Source organism: Brasilonema bromeliae SPC951, from assembly GCF_012912135.1.
GTDB lineage: Bacteria > Cyanobacteriota > Cyanobacteriia > Cyanobacteriales > Nostocaceae > Brasilonema > Brasilonema bromeliae.
In genome coordinates, this window is record NZ_QMEB01000026.1 from 8,750 (window position 1) to 25,883 (window position 17,134).

At 43.3% G+C, this 17,134-nt stretch carries 14 protein-coding genes; 7 read left to right on the plus strand and 7 right to left on the minus strand.

The features are described from left to right. On the minus strand, window positions 1–2,129 hold a 2,129-nt coding region (locus DP116_RS05480), incomplete at its 3' end, for an efflux RND transporter permease subunit (RefSeq protein ID WP_246275495.1). Further along, window positions 2,126–3,751: an efflux RND transporter periplasmic adaptor subunit gene (locus tag DP116_RS05485; protein WP_169154213.1), complete on the minus strand. Its 1,626-nt coding sequence runs from the start codon at window positions 3,749–3,751 to the stop codon at window positions 2,126–2,128. The genes DP116_RS05485 and DP116_RS05480, both read right to left, overlap by 4 nt. Window positions 3,752–4,071: 320 nt before the next feature. Here DP116_RS05485 and DP116_RS05490 point away from each other — a divergent pair, with 320 nt between their 5' ends. Both DP116_RS05490 and DP116_RS05495 read left to right on the plus strand, forming a co-directional pair. Then, complete coding sequence (locus DP116_RS05490; RefSeq protein ID WP_246275496.1) at window positions 4,072–5,319, plus strand: sensor histidine kinase; 1,248 nt, start codon at window positions 4,072–4,074, stop codon at window positions 5,317–5,319. 80 nt (window positions 5,320–5,399) lie between these two features. Continuing rightward, window positions 5,400–6,038, plus strand: a complete 639-nt coding sequence (locus DP116_RS05495; RefSeq protein WP_169154215.1) for a response regulator transcription factor — start codon at window positions 5,400–5,402, stop codon at window positions 6,036–6,038. Window positions 6,039–6,050: 12 nt separating this feature from the next. On the opposite strand, the gene DP116_RS05500 is transcribed toward DP116_RS05495, so the two are convergent. From DP116_RS05500 to DP116_RS05515, 4 genes are all read right to left on the minus strand, one after another. Next, window positions 6,051–7,316 (minus strand): RNA-guided endonuclease InsQ/TnpB family protein, encoded by a 1,266-nt coding sequence (locus DP116_RS05500; RefSeq protein ID WP_211173090.1) that lies wholly within the window; start codon window positions 7,314–7,316, stop codon window positions 6,051–6,053. A 124-nt stretch (window positions 7,317–7,440) separates the two neighbouring features. Continuing rightward, window positions 7,441–7,773 carry a TSUP family transporter gene (locus DP116_RS05505; protein ID WP_246275497.1) on the minus strand — a complete coding sequence of 111 codons (333 nt, stop codon included), beginning with the start codon at window positions 7,771–7,773 and terminating at the stop codon, window positions 7,441–7,443. Then, a complete protein-coding gene (locus DP116_RS05510; RefSeq protein WP_169154217.1) occupies window positions 7,749–8,150 on the minus strand; it encodes a hypothetical protein in 402 nt (133 codons plus the stop codon). Before DP116_RS05510 ends, DP116_RS05505 begins: the two co-directional genes overlap by 25 nt. Window positions 8,151–8,447: 297 nt before the next feature. Then, the gene (locus DP116_RS05515; RefSeq protein ID WP_169154218.1) at window positions 8,448–9,071 is read right to left on the minus strand and encodes an AAA family ATPase; all 624 of its coding nucleotides are present in this window, start codon (window positions 9,069–9,071) and stop codon (window positions 8,448–8,450) included. 240 nt (window positions 9,072–9,311) lie between these two features. Here DP116_RS05515 and DP116_RS05520 point away from each other — a divergent pair, with 240 nt between their 5' ends. The 3 genes from DP116_RS05520 (at window position 9,312) to DP116_RS05530 (ending at window position 12,335) form a co-directional block, all read left to right on the plus strand. Continuing rightward, window positions 9,312–10,550 (plus strand): aminoglycoside phosphotransferase family protein, encoded by a 1,239-nt coding sequence (locus DP116_RS05520; protein ID WP_169154219.1) that lies wholly within the window; start codon window positions 9,312–9,314, stop codon window positions 10,548–10,550. 157 nt (window positions 10,551–10,707) lie between these two features. After that, window positions 10,708–11,796 (plus strand): T3SS effector HopA1 family protein, encoded by a 1,089-nt coding sequence (locus tag DP116_RS05525; protein WP_169154220.1) that lies wholly within the window; start codon window positions 10,708–10,710, stop codon window positions 11,794–11,796. Between the two features lie 92 nt (window positions 11,797–11,888). After that, window positions 11,889–12,335, plus strand: coding sequence for an acyl-CoA thioesterase (locus DP116_RS05530; protein ID WP_169154221.1), 447 nt, complete (start codon window positions 11,889–11,891; stop codon window positions 12,333–12,335). A gap of 1 nt (window position 12,336) precedes the next feature. Here DP116_RS05530 and DP116_RS05535 read toward each other — a convergent pair whose 3' ends face one another. Continuing rightward, window positions 12,337–13,692: an RNA-guided endonuclease InsQ/TnpB family protein gene (locus DP116_RS05535; RefSeq protein ID WP_339381627.1), complete on the minus strand. Its 1,356-nt coding sequence runs from the start codon at window positions 13,690–13,692 to the stop codon at window positions 12,337–12,339. A 102-nt stretch (window positions 13,693–13,794) separates the two neighbouring features. On the opposite strand from DP116_RS05535, the gene tnpA reads away from it, so the two are divergent. Both tnpA and glf read left to right on the plus strand, forming a co-directional pair. After that, complete coding sequence (gene tnpA, locus DP116_RS05540; RefSeq protein WP_246275499.1) at window positions 13,795–14,229, plus strand: IS200/IS605 family transposase; 435 nt, start codon at window positions 13,795–13,797, stop codon at window positions 14,227–14,229. A 400-nt stretch (window positions 14,230–14,629) separates the two neighbouring features. Continuing rightward, the gene (glf, locus tag DP116_RS05545) at window positions 14,630–17,044 is read left to right on the plus strand and encodes a UDP-galactopyranose mutase (RefSeq protein ID WP_169154222.1); all 2,415 of its coding nucleotides are present in this window, start codon (window positions 14,630–14,632) and stop codon (window positions 17,042–17,044) included. Window positions 17,045–17,134 lie beyond the last annotated feature (90 nt).

A 17,134-nucleotide genomic window follows, 5' to 3' on the forward strand; every position in this document is an offset into this window, starting at 1 on the left:
ATTTGTAAGTCGCTGTTGACATCCAGAAGTTCTGGAAGGGTTTGCATCTGGGCGACAAGTTGCGGAACGTATTTTTCGAGGGATTGGACATCGGTACTCTGAAGCGCAAGCTGATACAGTCCTGTTGTCTGTTGTGTTCCGATGGGAATTGCAGGAGGATTTTGTAAGAAGACTTTAATCCCTGGGACAGTTGCTAGCTTGCTTCGTAGTTCTTGGACGATTTCATCAGCGCTGTTGTGGCGATGTGAACGTTCCTTCAGGCGAATCAACAAGTTCCCAGAGTTCCCTGGAACTGCTGCCCCGCTACCGCTCGCACTGGAACCAGGACCAATGTTAGAATTAACTGCATCGACATTCGGGTTTTGCCGAATCAAATTTACCACTTCTTGCTGGTGACGCACCAAGTTATCGAAAGAAGCATCCTGTGATGCCTGTGTTGTTGCAATAATTTGTCCAGTATCTTCACTAGGAATAAATCCTTTGGGAACAGCAATAAACAGATAAATAGTGACAATAAAAAGCACACCAGACAAAATCATTGTGGTCAAGTGAAACTTTAAAGCTATTTTCAAACTCCAATCGTAAACAGCCAAGAAGCGGTCAAACACATACTCTGAAGCTTGGTACAGACGGCTTTGATTTTCGTGATTTGTTGCGCCTACAAAGCGACTACATAGCATCGGGGTGAGGGAGAGGGAAACAAACCCAGACACCAAAATTGCAACGGCGATCGTTACCGCGAATTCGTGGAACAGTCGTCCCAACACTCCACCCATGAACAGCATTGGGATAAAAACCGCCACCAGTGAAATTGTCATCGACAAGATGGTAAAACTGATTTCTCTAGAACCGTTTAAGGCAGCTTCTAGACGAGATTCACCCATTTCCATGTGGCGAACGATGTTTTCCAGCATGACGATCGCATCATCAACCACAAAACCCACCGATAGCGTCAACGCCATCATTGATAAGTTATCCAGCGAGTAACCCAGCATGTACATCGCTGCAAAAGTCGCAATCAGCGATACAGGTAATGCCAAACTGGGAATCACCGTTGCTGAGAGATTCCGCAGAAACAGGAATATTACTAAAATAACCAGACCAATTGTCAAAATGAGCGTAAATCTGACATCATCTACTGACTCTCGAATTGACTGGGATGCATCATAGAAAATCCCTATTTCAACTGATTTTGGAATTTGCTCACTTAACTTTGGTAATGATTTCTTAATTGTGTCTACAACTTGTACTGTATTTGTACCTGGTTGCCGTTGAATGGTCAAAATGATAGCGCGAGTGTCATTATACCAGCTTGCTACCTTATCATTTTGAACACTGTCAACAATCTTACCGAGTTGTTCAAGGTAAATTGGGGCACCATTGCGATAGGCGACAATCAGGGAGCGATAAGCAGCCGCATCTTGTAATTGACCGTTTGCCTGGACTGTAAAATTCTTGTTCTTGCCCGAAATACTACCTGTAGGTAAATTTACGTTTCCTTGTTGTATTGCAGTTTGCACCTGATCCAGTCCAATCTGCTGACTTGCTAACTTCTGAGGATCCAGTTGAATACGAGCTGCATACTTTTGGGAACCGTAAACCTGCACCTGAGCGACACCATTGATTGTAGACAGCTTTTGTGCTATGTAGGTTTGGGCGTAGCGGTCTACTTGGGAAAGCGGCAGAGTCGGTGAGTTTATATATAAGTAAAGAATCGGCTGATCGGCTGGGTTGACCTTGCTGTAAGATGGGGGGTTAGGTAAATCGTTAGGAATTTGTCCAGACGCTGCTGATATCGCCGCTTGCACATCCTGAGCCGCATCGTCAATATTTCGGCTGAGGTTAAACTGAAGCGTAATTTGGGTACTACCTAATGTGCTGGTCGAGTTGAGGGAATCAAGTCCGGCAATACTAGAAAACTGCTTTTCCAAAGGACGGGCAACAGAAGATGCCATTGTTTCCGGGCTAGCTCCTGGTCGCGCCGCTGACACCTGAATGGTAGGATAATCAACGCTGGGTAAGTCGCTGATTGGCAGTAAGCGGTAACTCATGAGACCGAAGATGAGGATACCCGCCATCACCAAGGTGGTCATGATCGGGCGACGGATGAATAGTTGCGAGAGGTTCATGAAGCGCCTCCTGCTGACTTCGACGCCGGTTTGACTCGCACCTTACTACCAGAAATCAGATTCGCCTGACCGTCAGTCACAACTGTTTGACCTGGTTGTAGTCCTTTCTCAATGACATTTAAACCATTAATCATACTGCCAACAGTCACAGGGACATTTTCTACTGTGTTATCTGGCTTGACAACGAAGACAAATTGACCATTGGGTCCATTCTGAACAGCTTGCGAGGGAACGACAGTTGCATTCGGTTGTGTCCTCAGCGTTAATGTTGTGTTCACATATTGACCAGGCCATAGTTGCCCTTGAGCATTATCAAACTGACCTATAAGTTTAATGGTTCCGGTGCTGTTATCGACTGTGTTATTGATGAATGTCAAAACACCCCGTATCTGACGATTGGTGTTGGGGATAGTAACATCCACTGCCAGCTTATTATTGCTCGCGTACTTTTGAATTTCCGGTAGTTGCGTCTCTGGAACCGAAAAGGAAACCTGAATTGGGCGAATCTGGGAGATTGTCAAAAGCGGACTCGTACTATTGGCTGCAACTACATTGCCCTGAGTCACCAAAATATCTCCAGCTTGACCGGAGATTGGGGCGTATATTTTGGCGTAAGAAAGTTGCACTTGGGCGTTTTTTAATGCTCCTTGATCAGAAGCGACAACTGCCTGTGCATTCTGGATTGCAGCTTGATCGCCCTTGACGACTTCTTGAGCATTCTTGATTGCAACTTGATCGCTCTTGACGACTTGTTGAGCATTCTGGATTGCGACTTGATCTCCCTTGACAACTTCTTGAGCATTGGCGATCGCCTCTCTATCTGACTGAAGCGTTGCCACATTCACCTGACTACTAGTAGAGTATTGCTGAGCTTGATCCTGGCTAACAGCACCCTGCTTGTACAAGTTAGTATAACGATTACTTTGTGCCTGTGCGTATTGTGCTTGCGCTTGATCCTTTGCCAAAGTCGCCTCAGCTTGTCGCACCAGTCCTTGGTCTTTGGCTAACGTGGCTCTGGCTTGCTCTACCAGTCCTTGGTCTTTGGCTAACGTTGCTCTTGCTTGCTCTACCAGCGCCAAGTCCTTGGCGACAGTTCCTTGAGCTTGTTGGATGGCAGCCCTTTGTGTTTGGTCATCCAGCGTGAACAGGAGTTGCCCTTTTTTCACCTCCTGACCTTTTTTGAAAAACACTCCGGTAATTCTTCCACCAATCTGGGGTGTCACCGATACGGTAGACTGGGCTTGAACATTACCAATTGCCTGCAATTGCACCGGAACTGTTTTTTGGCCGACTTTGGCGACGGTTACAGGAGTTATCATAGACCGTCCTTTACGTCCCGACCTTTCGGACCTTTGGGATGTTTCAGTTTTGTTGGGCTTGGCAAAAAACGTACGGTAACCAAGAAAGCCCAGCGTAGCGAGCAACACCAGACCGAGTAAAACTAAACCAGTCCGCTTCTTGGATGGAGGATTTTGCTTGAATTCTAAGTGATTTTGGGCTGAGTTCTTCTGCGCTAAACTCTCTTTGGGAATGTTATCGAGCACCAGAGCCTCCAATTGGTTTAAGTTTATGGTTGATGGTGAAATCTCCGCATTCACTATGTCAATTTTATAAATTGACATGAATGTTTACATGAAGCAGGATTCCTAAGCTGATCAGTCAGAAATTACTAAAACTGATGTGACTTTTTTCCTAGTCCAGAAAGAGAATCAGTAGAAAAAACTCTATCGATACTGGTAACAATTTTGTTAGAGAAGAAGAGAATAGACTTCTTGCAAAAGTATGATCAATGGATATTTACAACCAAGGATGGATAAAGATAAATAACTCGTGTTAATCAGTGTGCATCTGTGGTTTTACGTTCACTCCTGTTGACCTTTGCAAAAAGTTTAAGGTTTCCAACGTTCTTTGTTGGCGCTGTACTTTTTTTAAAATCAGGATAATGCTAGTGGTACTGTTCCTTTGGTCGTTCATTTTAGACAGTCCTATGGTTCGCCCGAGTTACCAATCGTTTCGTCTGTTGCTTTATCTGGAGTGGCTGTTGTTAGCCACAGCAGTGTTAATGGAAATTTTGTTACCGTTCGAGTTGTCTTGGCACTTGCTAGAGCGAATTTTTATAATTGCTGCCTTCGGTTTAATGGGCTTAAGACTGCCAACTAAAAAGTTGGCAGAAAAATTGCTTTACACGAGTGTGGAGTTTGGCTTGATAATGCTTGCGGTCACTCCACAAGGCTTAACCATTCGCTCTCTTTTCCTACTGTGCCTGGTATTGGTGATGCGGAGTTGCTTGCTGTTTGAGCGAAAGGGACAGTTGATTGTATTGAGCTTAACTCTTGTGTCCTATGTCATGCTGCTTGTGTCAAGACCTATCGTGCCTGCGAAGCTTAAAGTCGCTGTATGGGATTGGCGACTGAGTTCCTTGTTATTATATAGCTTGACATTAGTATTTGCTTTATTGTTGATTAACGCTCTGCTTGCAGAGTGGCAAAGTCGAAAGCAGTTGGAAATTGCCCATCAGAAACTAGAAATGACGCATGAGCAACTCCGACAGTATGCGTTGCTCATTGAGGATCAGGCGACTTTGCAGGAACGTAACCGCATTGCCCGTGAAATTCACGATGGACTTGGACACACCCTAGCAGCTCAAACCATTCAAATGAATAATGCCCTGCTGTTCTGGCAATCGAATAATGATAAGGCATTGACATTTCTCAAACAAGCAAAGCAACTAGGGGCTGAGGCGTTGCTAGAAATCCGGCGATCAGTTTCAGTTTTGCGTTCAAACCCGTTGCAAGGACAATCACTTGAATCAGTAATTGAAAAACTGCTGAAGGATTTTCAGCACAACACAGGGATTGAACTGTCTAGTAAAATTAATTTACCATTATCCTTACCCACAGAAGTGAACACAACGGTCTACCGCATTGTGCAAGAATCGCTAACAAATATTTACAAACATGCACAGGCAACAGCTGTGACCGTTCAGCTACAGCATCAGGCTGGGATACTTGATCTTTCCATTGAGGACAATGGTAAAGGGTTTAACCCAACTCAAAATACAACCGGGTTTGGACTGCAGGGGATGCGAGAACGAGCACTGGCGTTGGGCGGTCAGTTTCATCTCCACAGTCAACCAGCAAAAGGTTGCTGCGTCTGTGTTTCTCTTCCACTATCAAACTTGTTACTATAGACTTCGTGGCAGTTGTAGGGAACGCTTAACTCTTAACAGGGAACAGAACCTCGTAAAATCTCATTTTTGCAAGAGGTCTTATGATTCGGATCTTGTTAGTCGATGATCAACTTCTTATCCGTCAGGGACTCAAGAGTCTTCTAGAGTCCAATTGCGATATGCAAGTTGTCGGTGAGGCAGAAAATGGGCAACGAGCGCTTGAACAAATCTCTACTCTACAACCGGATATTGTGCTAATGGATATTCGGATGCCCGTGATGGATGGAGTTGCTGCTACTGGGGCGATCGCTCAACAATATCCCGACACGAAAGTACTGGTGTTGACAACTTTCGATGATGATGGGTACGTCTCGCAAGCGATGCGAGTGGGGGCTAAGGGCTATTTGCTCAAGGACACTGAGCCAGATGAACTGGCGCTAGCTATTCGCGCTGTCTACAAAGGACATACCCAACTTGGACCAGGATTGTTTGAAAAAGCACTCATGCCCGTCCCAGAATCAGCCCCCTCGATTGCACAACCCCCAGAATTGGCGCAACTTACACGCAGAGAGTTGGATGTGTTGCGTTTAATGGCTTCTGGAGCTAATAACCGTGAAATTGCGCAGTCGCTTTTTCTCTCAGAGAACACTGTTAAGAACTATGTGACTAATATTCTTAGTCGGTTAAACTTGCGCGATCGCACCCAAGCAGCCCTACTTGCCCATTCTCTGTTTAATTGACACTCCTCGCGCCTATTGGTACGAGGATTCTTGCTTCACGGGGATTCCAATGAATTTACCCTCGGCAAGCATCTTGACCGTATGCCCTACGGCTGCAAGCCCCCTGATGGCGACTACTTGAGCGGCTGCAACATCTCTATCAGTTGTATAGCCGCAATTTGAACAAGCATGGGTACGTTCTGATAGCTCTTTCTTACCTGTCTCGGTTCCACAGTTGGGGCAAATCTGGCTTGTTTTGCGACTATCTACTTTTTGAAAATAGACATCACGCTTGAAACAAGTTTGCTCAAGGATATTGAAAAACTGACCAAATCCCGCATCTAGACAATGCTTACCTAGCATCCCTCTAGACAAACCAATTAAGTTTAAATCCTCAACAAACACCATTCCGGCGTCGTTGCAAATTTGATGAGACAGTTTTCTATGCCAATCTTTACGACAATTGGCAACGTACTCATGCAATGAAGCAACTTTCTTTTGGGCTTTCTTCCAATTGTTCGAGCCAATACGTTTTCTGGAGACACGCTGTTGCAGCAATTTAAGCTTGCGTTCAGCGTCTACAAAAAACCTCGGACGCTTGACTAAAAGACCATTAGACGTCGCAACAAAACTTGTTAGACCTACATCTATTCCTACTGCTTCTCCATGTGGCAACCTTTGGGGCGGGTTAACATCCCATTGAACGGTTAACATTACGTACCACCCAGAAGCACGTTTTACCACACGGGCTTGCTTGATCACTCCTCCCTCTGGGATGCTTCGTGATTGACGAATTTTTACCGCACCAATCACAGGCAACTTAATGTACCTATTGCTTAATGGGTTTTGTCCTAGCTGGGGAAAAGAGAAAGACCGCATCCGTCCTGCTTTTTTAAAACGTGGGAATCCATGATTTTGCTCCCACATACTCACAAAAGCTTTCTCAAGCCGTCTTAGAGTCTGCTGCAAAGATTGAGCATTCACACGTTTCAAATACTCGCTTTCTTGAGCCACTGCGGTGGACGGGTTTCCCGGCATAAAGCAAGTGGCGTTACGCGCAGCCGTTAAAGATTTACACTGACTTGCAAAGGTCGGGCGCGGCGCGTCAGCTCTGATGATATAGCAACTGCGGAGGCTGCAAGCGTTAATCTGACAGCTACGAGACTTATACCAGTCCTTGCGCTCAGCCAAAGCATGGTTGTAAACCCGCCTGTGGGTTTCTAACCATTCTTCAAACAATGCAACTTGTTGTTGGGTTGGCTTCAGCTTAAATTCGTAAGTCAGGTTAAACACTTTCATTACCTCCTGACTACATTATACAACGATTCTAATAATGGTCAGGACGTTTTTTAAAGTCGCCCGAGAAGGGCGAGGCTCTAACCCCAGAATTTTCGGTAGCCATCATGAATTACCTACAGTACCCTTAAAGTCCCAGAAACTCACGTTGTTGCCACAGCATCAATACTGCACTCATTACCACAAAGCCCGTAACGATCTGTCGGAAGCGGTGTTCACTAGTTCTTTCCAAAGCTAGCTGTCCCAGCCAGTTACCAGGAAATGCTGCCACACCAATTAAGACTCCGTAGCATAGACTTTTAAAAGTCAAAACCCCGAAGACAGCATACGCAGCAACCTTTACAAGGTGAATAGCTGCCCTAGCAGCCGCCGCAGTGGCAAGTAGTTCCTCTTTTGAAAGACCGTAGTTGAGATAAAACGGCGTCAGTACTGGTCCTATACTGCCAAGGATGCCAGACAACCAAGCGTAGAAGAAGCCAGCTGGAAGAAAATACCAGGACTGAACCGGGAAAGATACGGTTTCCTTCTTTGTAAACGTACTAACTGCTCATTTGAGGCACCTAAATAAGCCTGATAACCTGGTAAAGGTCTTATTGGCACAATTCCTCTATCATCTGCTCGATTATGCCTTGTTGGCTTGCCAAATATTTTTGAAAGCAACAGAAAGTCCAGGGCAAAATGATTCAACTGAATGCATTGTAGGATTGCAAAGCCATAGTGATTGAAAGAATGCAGCATTTGTGTAAGTTCTACTTCATTCATTCTACTTACTGTCTCAATATTTATAATGATATTTTTAAGATTCATAGAAGTATCAAATAATTTGGCACCAATCATCTCTCACCTTACAAAAATTGACGATTTAAAATATTTGCTTGACAAAATGATTAGCTTCAAGCAGCAAAAACACTGCCTAATTAGCACTCAACGGAGTTATCTGAGTTGTTCAGCAATAAATATAAGTTTAGCTTTTTTACGTCAGTTTTTTGTATATTATAATATACGTTTTTGCAAACCCTCTTTTGTTACTGGACTTTAGACTATGACATGGGAAATGACCTAGCGACGCTGGGTTAAAGAAGTTCACATTATAAAATTAAGAAAGTACTTATTAAGTAGTTGCTGTAGCAAAGCTCAATGTAGGTACTTTACATTTATCCACCGTACTACTTCTTCGACACTTTGATTTACTGTCATTTTGGAAGTATCTAGAAGAGTTATTGGTGGCTTTGTCTTGTGTGCATTATCTTTAAACCAACGATTAAATGATATATGTTCCTTTATCCATTCATCCGTAAAACCACGCCATGCGGGACGACTTCGTAATCGTGAGGTAAGAATTTCATCGTCGCAAATCAATGCCAAATAATAAATTTCTGAAAAATAGCGACGCTCTACGCATTCTTCAAAATGTTCAGGAATCGCAGCGCCACATAGAACTACGGACTTCCCAGATTGCGAAATATTTTTACATACCCGCAGCCAAGTCTCTCGATATTCACGTAAATCAGTTCCTGGTTGCTGTAATTCCCTACGCCAAAGAATATCACTATCCATTACCACAACTTCTTTCATTTTGTCAGCAAGTGCAAGACTTATTGTTGATTTGCCAGTACCACTCGCGCCTGAAAGAATAAACAACGGCAGTTGTATAAACTTGTGCTTGAATCCGCAGTTTGGACATACAGCATATGGTCCAGAAGAAACAATTACTTTATCAGGGTGATATTCCCCACAGTTGGCGCAGATGTTAAACATTGATATTTCTGAACGCTATTGTTTCAAAGAATTGACTGAGCATTGAGCAAAATTTAAAGCAATAGTCATAATAGTACTGCCATTTTGGCAGGTTTCTTTTAGATAAATCGGATATTAGTATATTGTGCTAATCGTTATTGATATTTGCACGATTCATGAATATCTACTGAATACCGCTGAAGTAAAGCTAATACTGAAATAGTGGTTTCAGGAGCAATTTTACGCTTTAGGAAATAAGACATGGTACTTTCACTGTCTTCTCAGAATGTTATTCAGTATCTGTATCAAGCAGGTCTGTGTAGCTCAGAAGAAGGTAAAAATTCCTATTCTGAACTCCCGCAAACGAGTCAAAAAAATTTTAATTTAGTTGTTACTTTGCCTGGGAATCAGAAGCTACTGGTTAAGCAAGAACGATGTATTGATAATAACGAAAACCCTCATGACTTTTTCAATGAGTGGTTGTTTCATCAGTTACTTAAACAGTTTCCAGTGTTAGGAAATATTTCTGCGACGGCATCTTTGGTAGTGCATTTTGAGCCAGAAAAATCTATTCTCGTTCGCCACTACCTTAAGGAGTATTTTGAACTAGCAAGTTTTTATCAAAAAAATTTGTACTTTCCAAAAGCGATCGCAAGCGCTATTGGTACTAGTTTGGGAGCACTGCATCGTGCCACTTTCAACCGCCGGGAGTATCGTGATTTTATGGCAACTGCTCCTGAAGGGCAGTTTCGCTATCAATTTTATAATCCAGCCCAAGGGTTAGGGTCAATTGGATCGGAAATTTTTGGCAATGTTCCTACAGATGCGCTGAAATTCTACGCTCTTTATCAACGTTATGAGAGTTTAGAAGCAGCAATTGCAGAATTGGCGTATGAATGGAATCCTTGCTGTTTAACTCATAATGACCTGAAATTGGAAAATATTTTAGTGCATTCAAGGTGGGAGAAGTTAGACAACTGTCTTATACGACTGATTGATTGGGAAGGTTGTTCCTGGGGAGATCCAGCTTTTGATTTGGGAACTTTAGTGGCAAGCTACTTAACACTTTGGTTAGAAAGCTTAGTGGTAGATGATACTATCGAGTTAGAAGAATCATTACTTCTTGCAGCGATTCCATTGGAAGTTATCCAACCTTCACTACTAAATCTCATTTTAGCTTATCTTGATACTTTCCCAGTGATTCTTGAGTATCGTTGTGAATTTGTTCAACGAGTTATCCAATTTGCGGGTTTAGTTCTACTTCATCGAATCAAGGAAAAAATAAACTCTCACAAATACTTTGATAATTCCAGTATTTGTATGTTCAAATTTGCTAAAAGCTTACTCAGTAGACCACAAGAGTCTGTACTGACTGTTTTCGGTATCACAGAGTCAGAAATCCTAAAGCTGTTTGCAAAGTTTGTTCAACTCTCTCATCCAAAAAAAGAGAATAATTTGCTTCGTCTTTATTACGACAAAACTCGTCTGCGCGGTTGTTAAAACAGTGAACAGCAGAGTCAGTGAACAGTGAACAGTAAACAGTTAACAAAAGAAACAGCTCCGTATTTTCTGTTGTAACTGATAACTGGTAACTGGTAACTGATAACTGATAACTGATACCTGATAACTGTTAATTCTTCTTTGAGAAGTTCCACTCATGCTAGAGTCTTCTACCAAACCACTGCTAAGTTCTCTATTGGATATTGCTAGCAATATCCAAATTAAATCCAACTTTTGCATTCGCCATCCAAAATATCAACCCTTTGCACTACCATCTAAAATAGCAGAGCGATTTCGACAAAACTCGCCAGCGTTACAACACAAATATCTTGCTCTACTATTGCGGAATTTCCTTCACGGTATTTATTACAATGGTTCTCTGCAAACTACATTGTCACTCAGTAGTGATGTCAATCATGACTTGCCACAGAAAAACTTGGAAAGCCATTCTATCTTAGAGATGGATTGGCAATTTTACGAGTTACTACATATCAGTAATCATGGAATAGGCTACTTTGATCCTGGTTGGCAGCTATTGCGACGGGAACCAGATGGTAGTATTGCAGTGAGCAAAGGCGGTTTGACGTTGTATGTTGAGTACAATCACAATCTAGAACCGTCAACGCAAACTGCCAAGGTAGGAGATTTGATCGATATATGGATGCCTAAAAATCGACTTCAAAACGGCTTTTACGTAGCGGTTAGCAATGTCGGACAGGATTTGCAGACTAACCCGGATACTGATTTGGGGGCAGGGCGAATTTACTTTAATGTGACTCCAATGGGTGCCTTAGCCCTTATGAATAGCCTCACACAACAACTGAACGCTGCTGCAATTCCCTTTAGTTTTCAGGTGTTACACAATCGGGCTGCTTATGGACGCTACGATTCAGGAGTGCTATCCTTTGAACGCGAAGACTATCCAGCAGTGCGAAAAGTCCTAAGAAGTGTCTATGCAGAACATCAATCTCATTTCCACACAGAAATCCCCTTGTTTACCAAGTTTTTAGCACCTGGGTTGAGTTTAGCTGAAGAACTGAGCCAAAAATTTGCGGTACAGGAAAGTTTTGGCATGAACCGCTGTCAAATCGTGGCGAATGCTTTGTTGGAAGTTTGGCAACAAGATAACGATTCAACTGATGAGCGGATGAGGGCAATTCAGTTACATTTTACTCGGCTCGGTATTGATTTACAGCGTCCTTACCTCAATCCTTGCTCTGAGGATATTTATTACCCATTAAACTGATAAAACAGATAATTGCGGTAAAATTGTTTACTGTAGCAGGCTGTTTGTTTGCTATATTTTTTTGAACTTTGGCTTGAACTTTGGCTTGAAGTATGGCCTTTACATATAACCGCACCATTCGCTTTCAAGATACTGATGCTGCTGGGGTAGTTTACTTTGCCAATATCTTGAGTATTTGTCATGAGGCTTATGAAGAGTCTCTAGTTATGTCTGGCATTAATCTCAAAGATTTTTTTACGAATCCTTCTGTAGCTTTTCCGATTGTTCATGCTAATGTGGACTTTTTTCGTCCGCTATATTGTGGGGACAATTTGGTTATTAGGTTAATGCCTCAACAGCTTAGTGTTGATAGGTTTGAAGTGGCTTCTGAGGTGATAGTTGGTGAGGTGATGGCTGCTAAAGTAGTGACTAGGCACGTTTGTATTGAGACAAATAGCAGAACGAAAACAGAGTTGCCAGAAAACATGAAGCAATGGTTGGAGATAAACCGCAGAGGCGCAGAGAGTGCAGAGAGAAGAAAGTCAAGAGAGGCTATATGAACTACCCCGCCGCATAGGCGGACGGGGTTTCGCCCGGTTCCGCCACGTAGCTGGATTTTTGTCTCCTCGCTTGCCCAAGTTGCTTCATAGATCCGGTATTCTTTCGTTTACTGGTCTTAGAAGTAGAGCTTAGACATCCGAGACTATCGAGGCTGGTTCCCAACCCCGGTTGTTGATTAGTAACAACGTTGTACATCACCATCGCGCTACCCGCGTCGCGTGGCACATCAAAGCCACAACTTAGGCAAACATGATGACGATTTGACAATTCTGCCCATTGTTTATGAACCGTTCCACACTTAGGACAACGCTGAGATGGCTTGACATCCTTGGTAGGTAGCATAATCATTAATCCCCCCTTTGCCTCAATCTTATAAGTCAGCATCTTGTTGAGAGTGCCAAACCCGACTGAAAGAATAGATTTATTGAGTCCTGCTTTTTGCTTTTTACGTTTGCTACCGTTCTTCGCTTTCCTCGTCATCCCCTTTGTGTTAAGCTGCTCGGTTACGCCGATGTCATAACAACTTGCAATCTCTGACGTAACTTTATGCTGCCAATCACGACGTTGACTTCCAGCTTTGCGCTGCAATTGAGCAACACGCCTGTTCGCTTTCTTCCAACGTCGTGACGCCTTGATCTTCTTCGTACGATTTGGGGCTTGTTTGCGTCGTAGTTCTTTGGACACCTTTTTTATCTTCGCTTCAGTTTTCTGAGTAAAACGCGGATTAGCAACTTGCTCAACCTTTTTCCCGTCATAAGTTGTAATTGCTGTTTCGCATCCCAAGTCAAAAGCGACGATTTCGTTGTACGCTAGCTCGGATTGAGACCCAAACCTCACGGTAACATCGGGAACTTCGACAGTGAAAGAAGCAAACCACTGTTTCAGCCCAGGCTTGTAAACAACGGTGAGAGTACTAGGCTTGCCCCACTGCCTAGCTTGACCTCGCATCTTTATTTTGACCCCAAGGTCGTTGAGGTTTACACTGCCATGCCTCCCTGATGTGTTGACTTTCCATCCCGAAGTGGCAGGGTAAGTCCAACCTGAAAACTTGCGAATTGACTTGAATTTAGGCGGCTTACGCAGTCCCTGAAAGAAAGCGTTGTACGCCAAGTCAACTCGCTTTACCGTAGCTTGCAATGCTTGAGAGTGAAGATAAGCAAACTCGACCCACTCTTTCTTGTAAGCAGGCAAGCAGTTTTGCTGCTCTAAATATGAAACTGATTTGCGGTTAGCTCTCCACTCATATTTACGGTGAGCAATGCAGGCATTGTACAAGTAGCAATGGTCACGTCTTGCTTGAAGTAATTTAGCTTCTTGTACTTTGTTTGGATACAGTCGAAATGTTTGTCTCCTCACAGCCACAACTTGCTCACCCCCTTGGCTTACTTCACTCGATACTATGAACGACAATTAGTGTAACACGGTTTCCGGAAGTGACTAGAATTACTGCAAAATGTTATGCGTAAAGGCGCTCATGTCGTTTTTGATATTCACTTGCATATTGTTTTTGTGACAAAGTATCGACGCAAAGTCCTTACTCAGTCGATGATTGAAGATATAAAAGAGATATTTGGACGAGTACTGGAGAACAGTAACTCATTGCTCGAAGAATGTAATGGTGAAGCTGACCACGTTCATCTGTTGATTAGTTTGCATCCAGATAACAATATTTCTGATTTAGTTGTTTCCCTCAAGTCAGCCAGTAGTCGAATCCTTAGAGAAAAATATAGGTCTGAAATAGATAAGTTTTACTGGGGTAAAGCGAAATTGTGGCACGACTCAAAGTGTATTGTCTCTTGTGGGGTACTTTACTTACGCGCCCGCTGTACTAGTAGCAATAGAGTGGTTAGCGTGAGGCAATTCAGAGCTTACTTTTATAGAATTTTTTTGTAAATTAGCAAGATTCCAAATGTAAACACTAATGACAGCAAACATCCTAAATGCTGAATCTATGCTTTGGGGACATATAAGCGCTGATTTTGCTCTTATCTATTTATTGTTTTTGGAGAATTTTGTATTCAGGATTACTAAGAAGCTTAATATTAACTATATTCCTTAACGGTAGGCAAATATATCACTTGATAGAAGATTGGATAAATAATTAGCCATATTCTTAAAAAAAAGTGATGTAAATGTTGCCCAGGTAAATAGCCTGACTAGTTTCTAGGCAGGTAAAAAAAAACAAAAGCTTCGTTATTTAGATAATTATTACTGCACTTTGGCTGGAAAATTTTCCGAGTCAAGGTTATTTTGGGCAATTAAATTTCCTACAAACACAAAATTGAGATAACCTATGTCAGGCGAACATACTCAAATAAAAAATAACGGTATCAGTAATGGTAAGTCGCGAACCAAGCTATCGACACTAACTGAACCGCAATCATCAGGTGCAGCGAAATTGCAGAAGTTATCTTTATCCAACAAAAGCTTTAAAGAAGCTTCAGATTGTGATACGCCTGATATAGTTTGTTTTTCTCATTTGCGTTGGAATTTCGTTTATCAAAGACCGCAGCATCTTCTAGTTCGTTGCGCTCAAGGACGGCGGGTTTTCTTTATTGAGGAGCCGATTTTTAGCACCGAACCGTTGGGACGGTTGGAAGTAAGCCAAGATAAGAATGGGGTAGTGGTTGTTGTTCCACACCTATCAGAAGGTTTGAGTGAAGACGGTATCAACGCGGATTTAAAAGTGTTGATTGATGGCTTGTTTGCACAGCATAACATCTGCAAGTACATGTTTTGGTACTACACGCCGATGGCGATCGCTTTTACAAGCCACTTGGAGCCAGAAGCAGTACTCTACGATTGCATGGACGAGTTATCTGCATTCAAAGGTGCGTCAACCGGTTTAAAGAACTACGAAGCCGAACTATTCCGCCGTGCAGACTTGGTGTTTACGGGTGGACAAAGCCTTTATGAAAGCAAGGTGAACCAGCACCCCAACGTCTATGCGTTTCCAAGTAGTGTGGATGTACCACATTTTGCCCAAGCGAGAAATCTGAAAGAAGAACCAGCAGATCAAGCTAATATTCCTCACCCGCGTCTTGGGTTCTTTGGCGTGATTGACGAACGGATGGATATTGAGCTGGTGGCGGGAATTGCCGATGCGCGTCCTGACTGGCATTTGGTGATAATTGGTCCAGTTGTGAAAATCGACCTAGCACTTCTGCCCCAACGTGAGAATATCCATTATCTCGGTGGTAAAGATTATAAAGAACTACCATACTATTTGGCGGGGTGGGATTTGGCGATGCTGACGTTTGCGCGGAACGAATCAACGCGCTTTATTAGTCCAACTAAAACCCCAGAGTATCTTGCCGCAGGTAAGCCTGTAGTGTCTACCTCCATTCGAGATGTGGTGCGCCCCTACGGTGACTTGAAGTTGGTGCGAATTGCAGACACGGCTGATCACTTCGTCACCGCAGCAGAACAGGCTATGCAAGAAGACACCGCAGCATCAGGGTGGCTGAGTCGCGTAGATGCATTTTTAGAGCAGATTTCTTGGGATAGAACTTGGGGATCGATGATGCAACTTATAGATTCGGCGATTGCTGCCCGTCAAGATAGCGCAGTTACAAATATCCCCCAAGCACCAAGCATCATTACCAGAGATTTTGTCTTCGATTACTTGATTGTCGGTGCGGGTTTTTCTGGAAGCGTCATCGCTGAACGCTTGGCAACTCAGTCTGGCAAAAAAGTGCTGGTTGTGGACAAGCGCAACCACATCGGCGGCAACGCTTACGACCATTATGATGAGCATGGTGTCCTCGTACACAGATATGGTCCCCACATTTTTCACACCAACTCCCGCGAAGTCTTTGAATACCTTTCGCAGTTCACACAGTGGCGTAGTTACGAACATCGCGTTCTTGCCAGCATAGACGGACAGCTTCTTCCCATCCCCATCAACCTCGACACCATCAACAAATTGTATGGAATGAACCTCAATTCATTTCAGGTGGAGGATTTTTACAAGTCGCTTGCCCAACCAAGAGAATACATTCGCACTAGTGAAGATGTGGTGGTGAGCAAAGTTGGTCAGGAACTATATGAAAAGTTCTTTCGGGGCTACACTCGCAAACAATGGGGACTCGACCCTTCAGAACTGGATAAATCAGTAATCGCCCGGATTCCAACCCGTACTAATCGCGACGACAGATATTTCACTGATACTTATCAAGCAATGCCGCTGCACGGCTTTACCCGGATGTTTGAGAAGATGTTAAATCACCCGAACATTAAGGTAATGCTGAATACCGATTACCAGGAAATCGAAAAAGCGATACCTTGCCGGGAAATGGTTTACACAGGTCCTGTTGATGAGTTCTTTGATTATCGCTTTGGCAAGTTGCCCTATCGATCGCTTGATTTTAAGCACGAGACGCACAACAAAGAGGTGTTTCAGTCAGCACCAGTCATCAACTACCCGAATGAACAGCTGTATACTCGCGTTACAGAGTTTAAATATTTGACTGGACAGGAACACTCTAAAACTAGCATCGTTTACGAGTTTCCCAAGGCTCTTGGAGATCCGTATTACCCTGTTCCACGTCCTGAAAATCAGGAAGTTTACAAGCAATACAAGGCGCTGGCTGATGCAACTCCTGGTGTGTATTTTGTCGGACGGTTGGCAACTTATAAGTATTACAACATGGATCAATGTGTTGCTCAGGCTCTTTCTGTTTACAAACAAATCCCAGTTAGGGCTTGAGAATTCTCTGTGTTCTTTGTGGTTCAATAATTTAAGAAACCACGAAGGCACCAAGAACGTGTATCTCCTGCGCGAATGCCGTCTTCGCAT

Excerpts from the sequence above, each read along its gene's own strand:
- DP116_RS05510 (WP_169154217.1), bottom strand. The coding sequence starts at position 8,150 with ATGATTGGTGCCAAATTATTTGATACTTCTATGAATCTTAAAAATATC.
- DP116_RS05530 (WP_169154221.1), top strand. The coding sequence starts at position 11,889 with ATGGCCTTTACATATAACCGCACCATTCGCTTTCAAGATACTGATGCT.
- DP116_RS05490 (WP_246275496.1), top strand. The coding sequence starts at position 4,072 with ATGCTAGTGGTACTGTTCCTTTGGTCGTTCATTTTAGACAGTCCTATG.
- DP116_RS05485 (WP_169154213.1), bottom strand. The coding sequence starts at position 3,751 with ATGTCAATTTATAAAATTGACATAGTGAATGCGGAGATTTCACCATCA.
- tnpA (WP_246275499.1), top strand. The coding sequence starts at position 13,795 with ATGCGTAAAGGCGCTCATGTCGTTTTTGATATTCACTTGCATATTGTT.
- DP116_RS05515 (WP_169154218.1), bottom strand. The coding sequence starts at position 9,071 with ATGTTTAACATCTGCGCCAACTGTGGGGAATATCACCCTGATAAAGTA.
- glf (WP_169154222.1), top strand. The coding sequence starts at position 14,630 with ATGTCAGGCGAACATACTCAAATAAAAAATAACGGTATCAGTAATGGT.
- DP116_RS05495 (WP_169154215.1), top strand. The coding sequence starts at position 5,400 with ATGATTCGGATCTTGTTAGTCGATGATCAACTTCTTATCCGTCAGGGA.
- DP116_RS05525 (WP_169154220.1), top strand. The coding sequence starts at position 10,708 with ATGCTAGAGTCTTCTACCAAACCACTGCTAAGTTCTCTATTGGATATT.
- DP116_RS05500 (WP_211173090.1), bottom strand. The coding sequence starts at position 7,316 with ATGAAAGTGTTTAACCTGACTTACGAATTTAAGCTGAAGCCAACCCAA.
- DP116_RS05520 (WP_169154219.1), top strand. The coding sequence starts at position 9,312 with ATGGTACTTTCACTGTCTTCTCAGAATGTTATTCAGTATCTGTATCAA.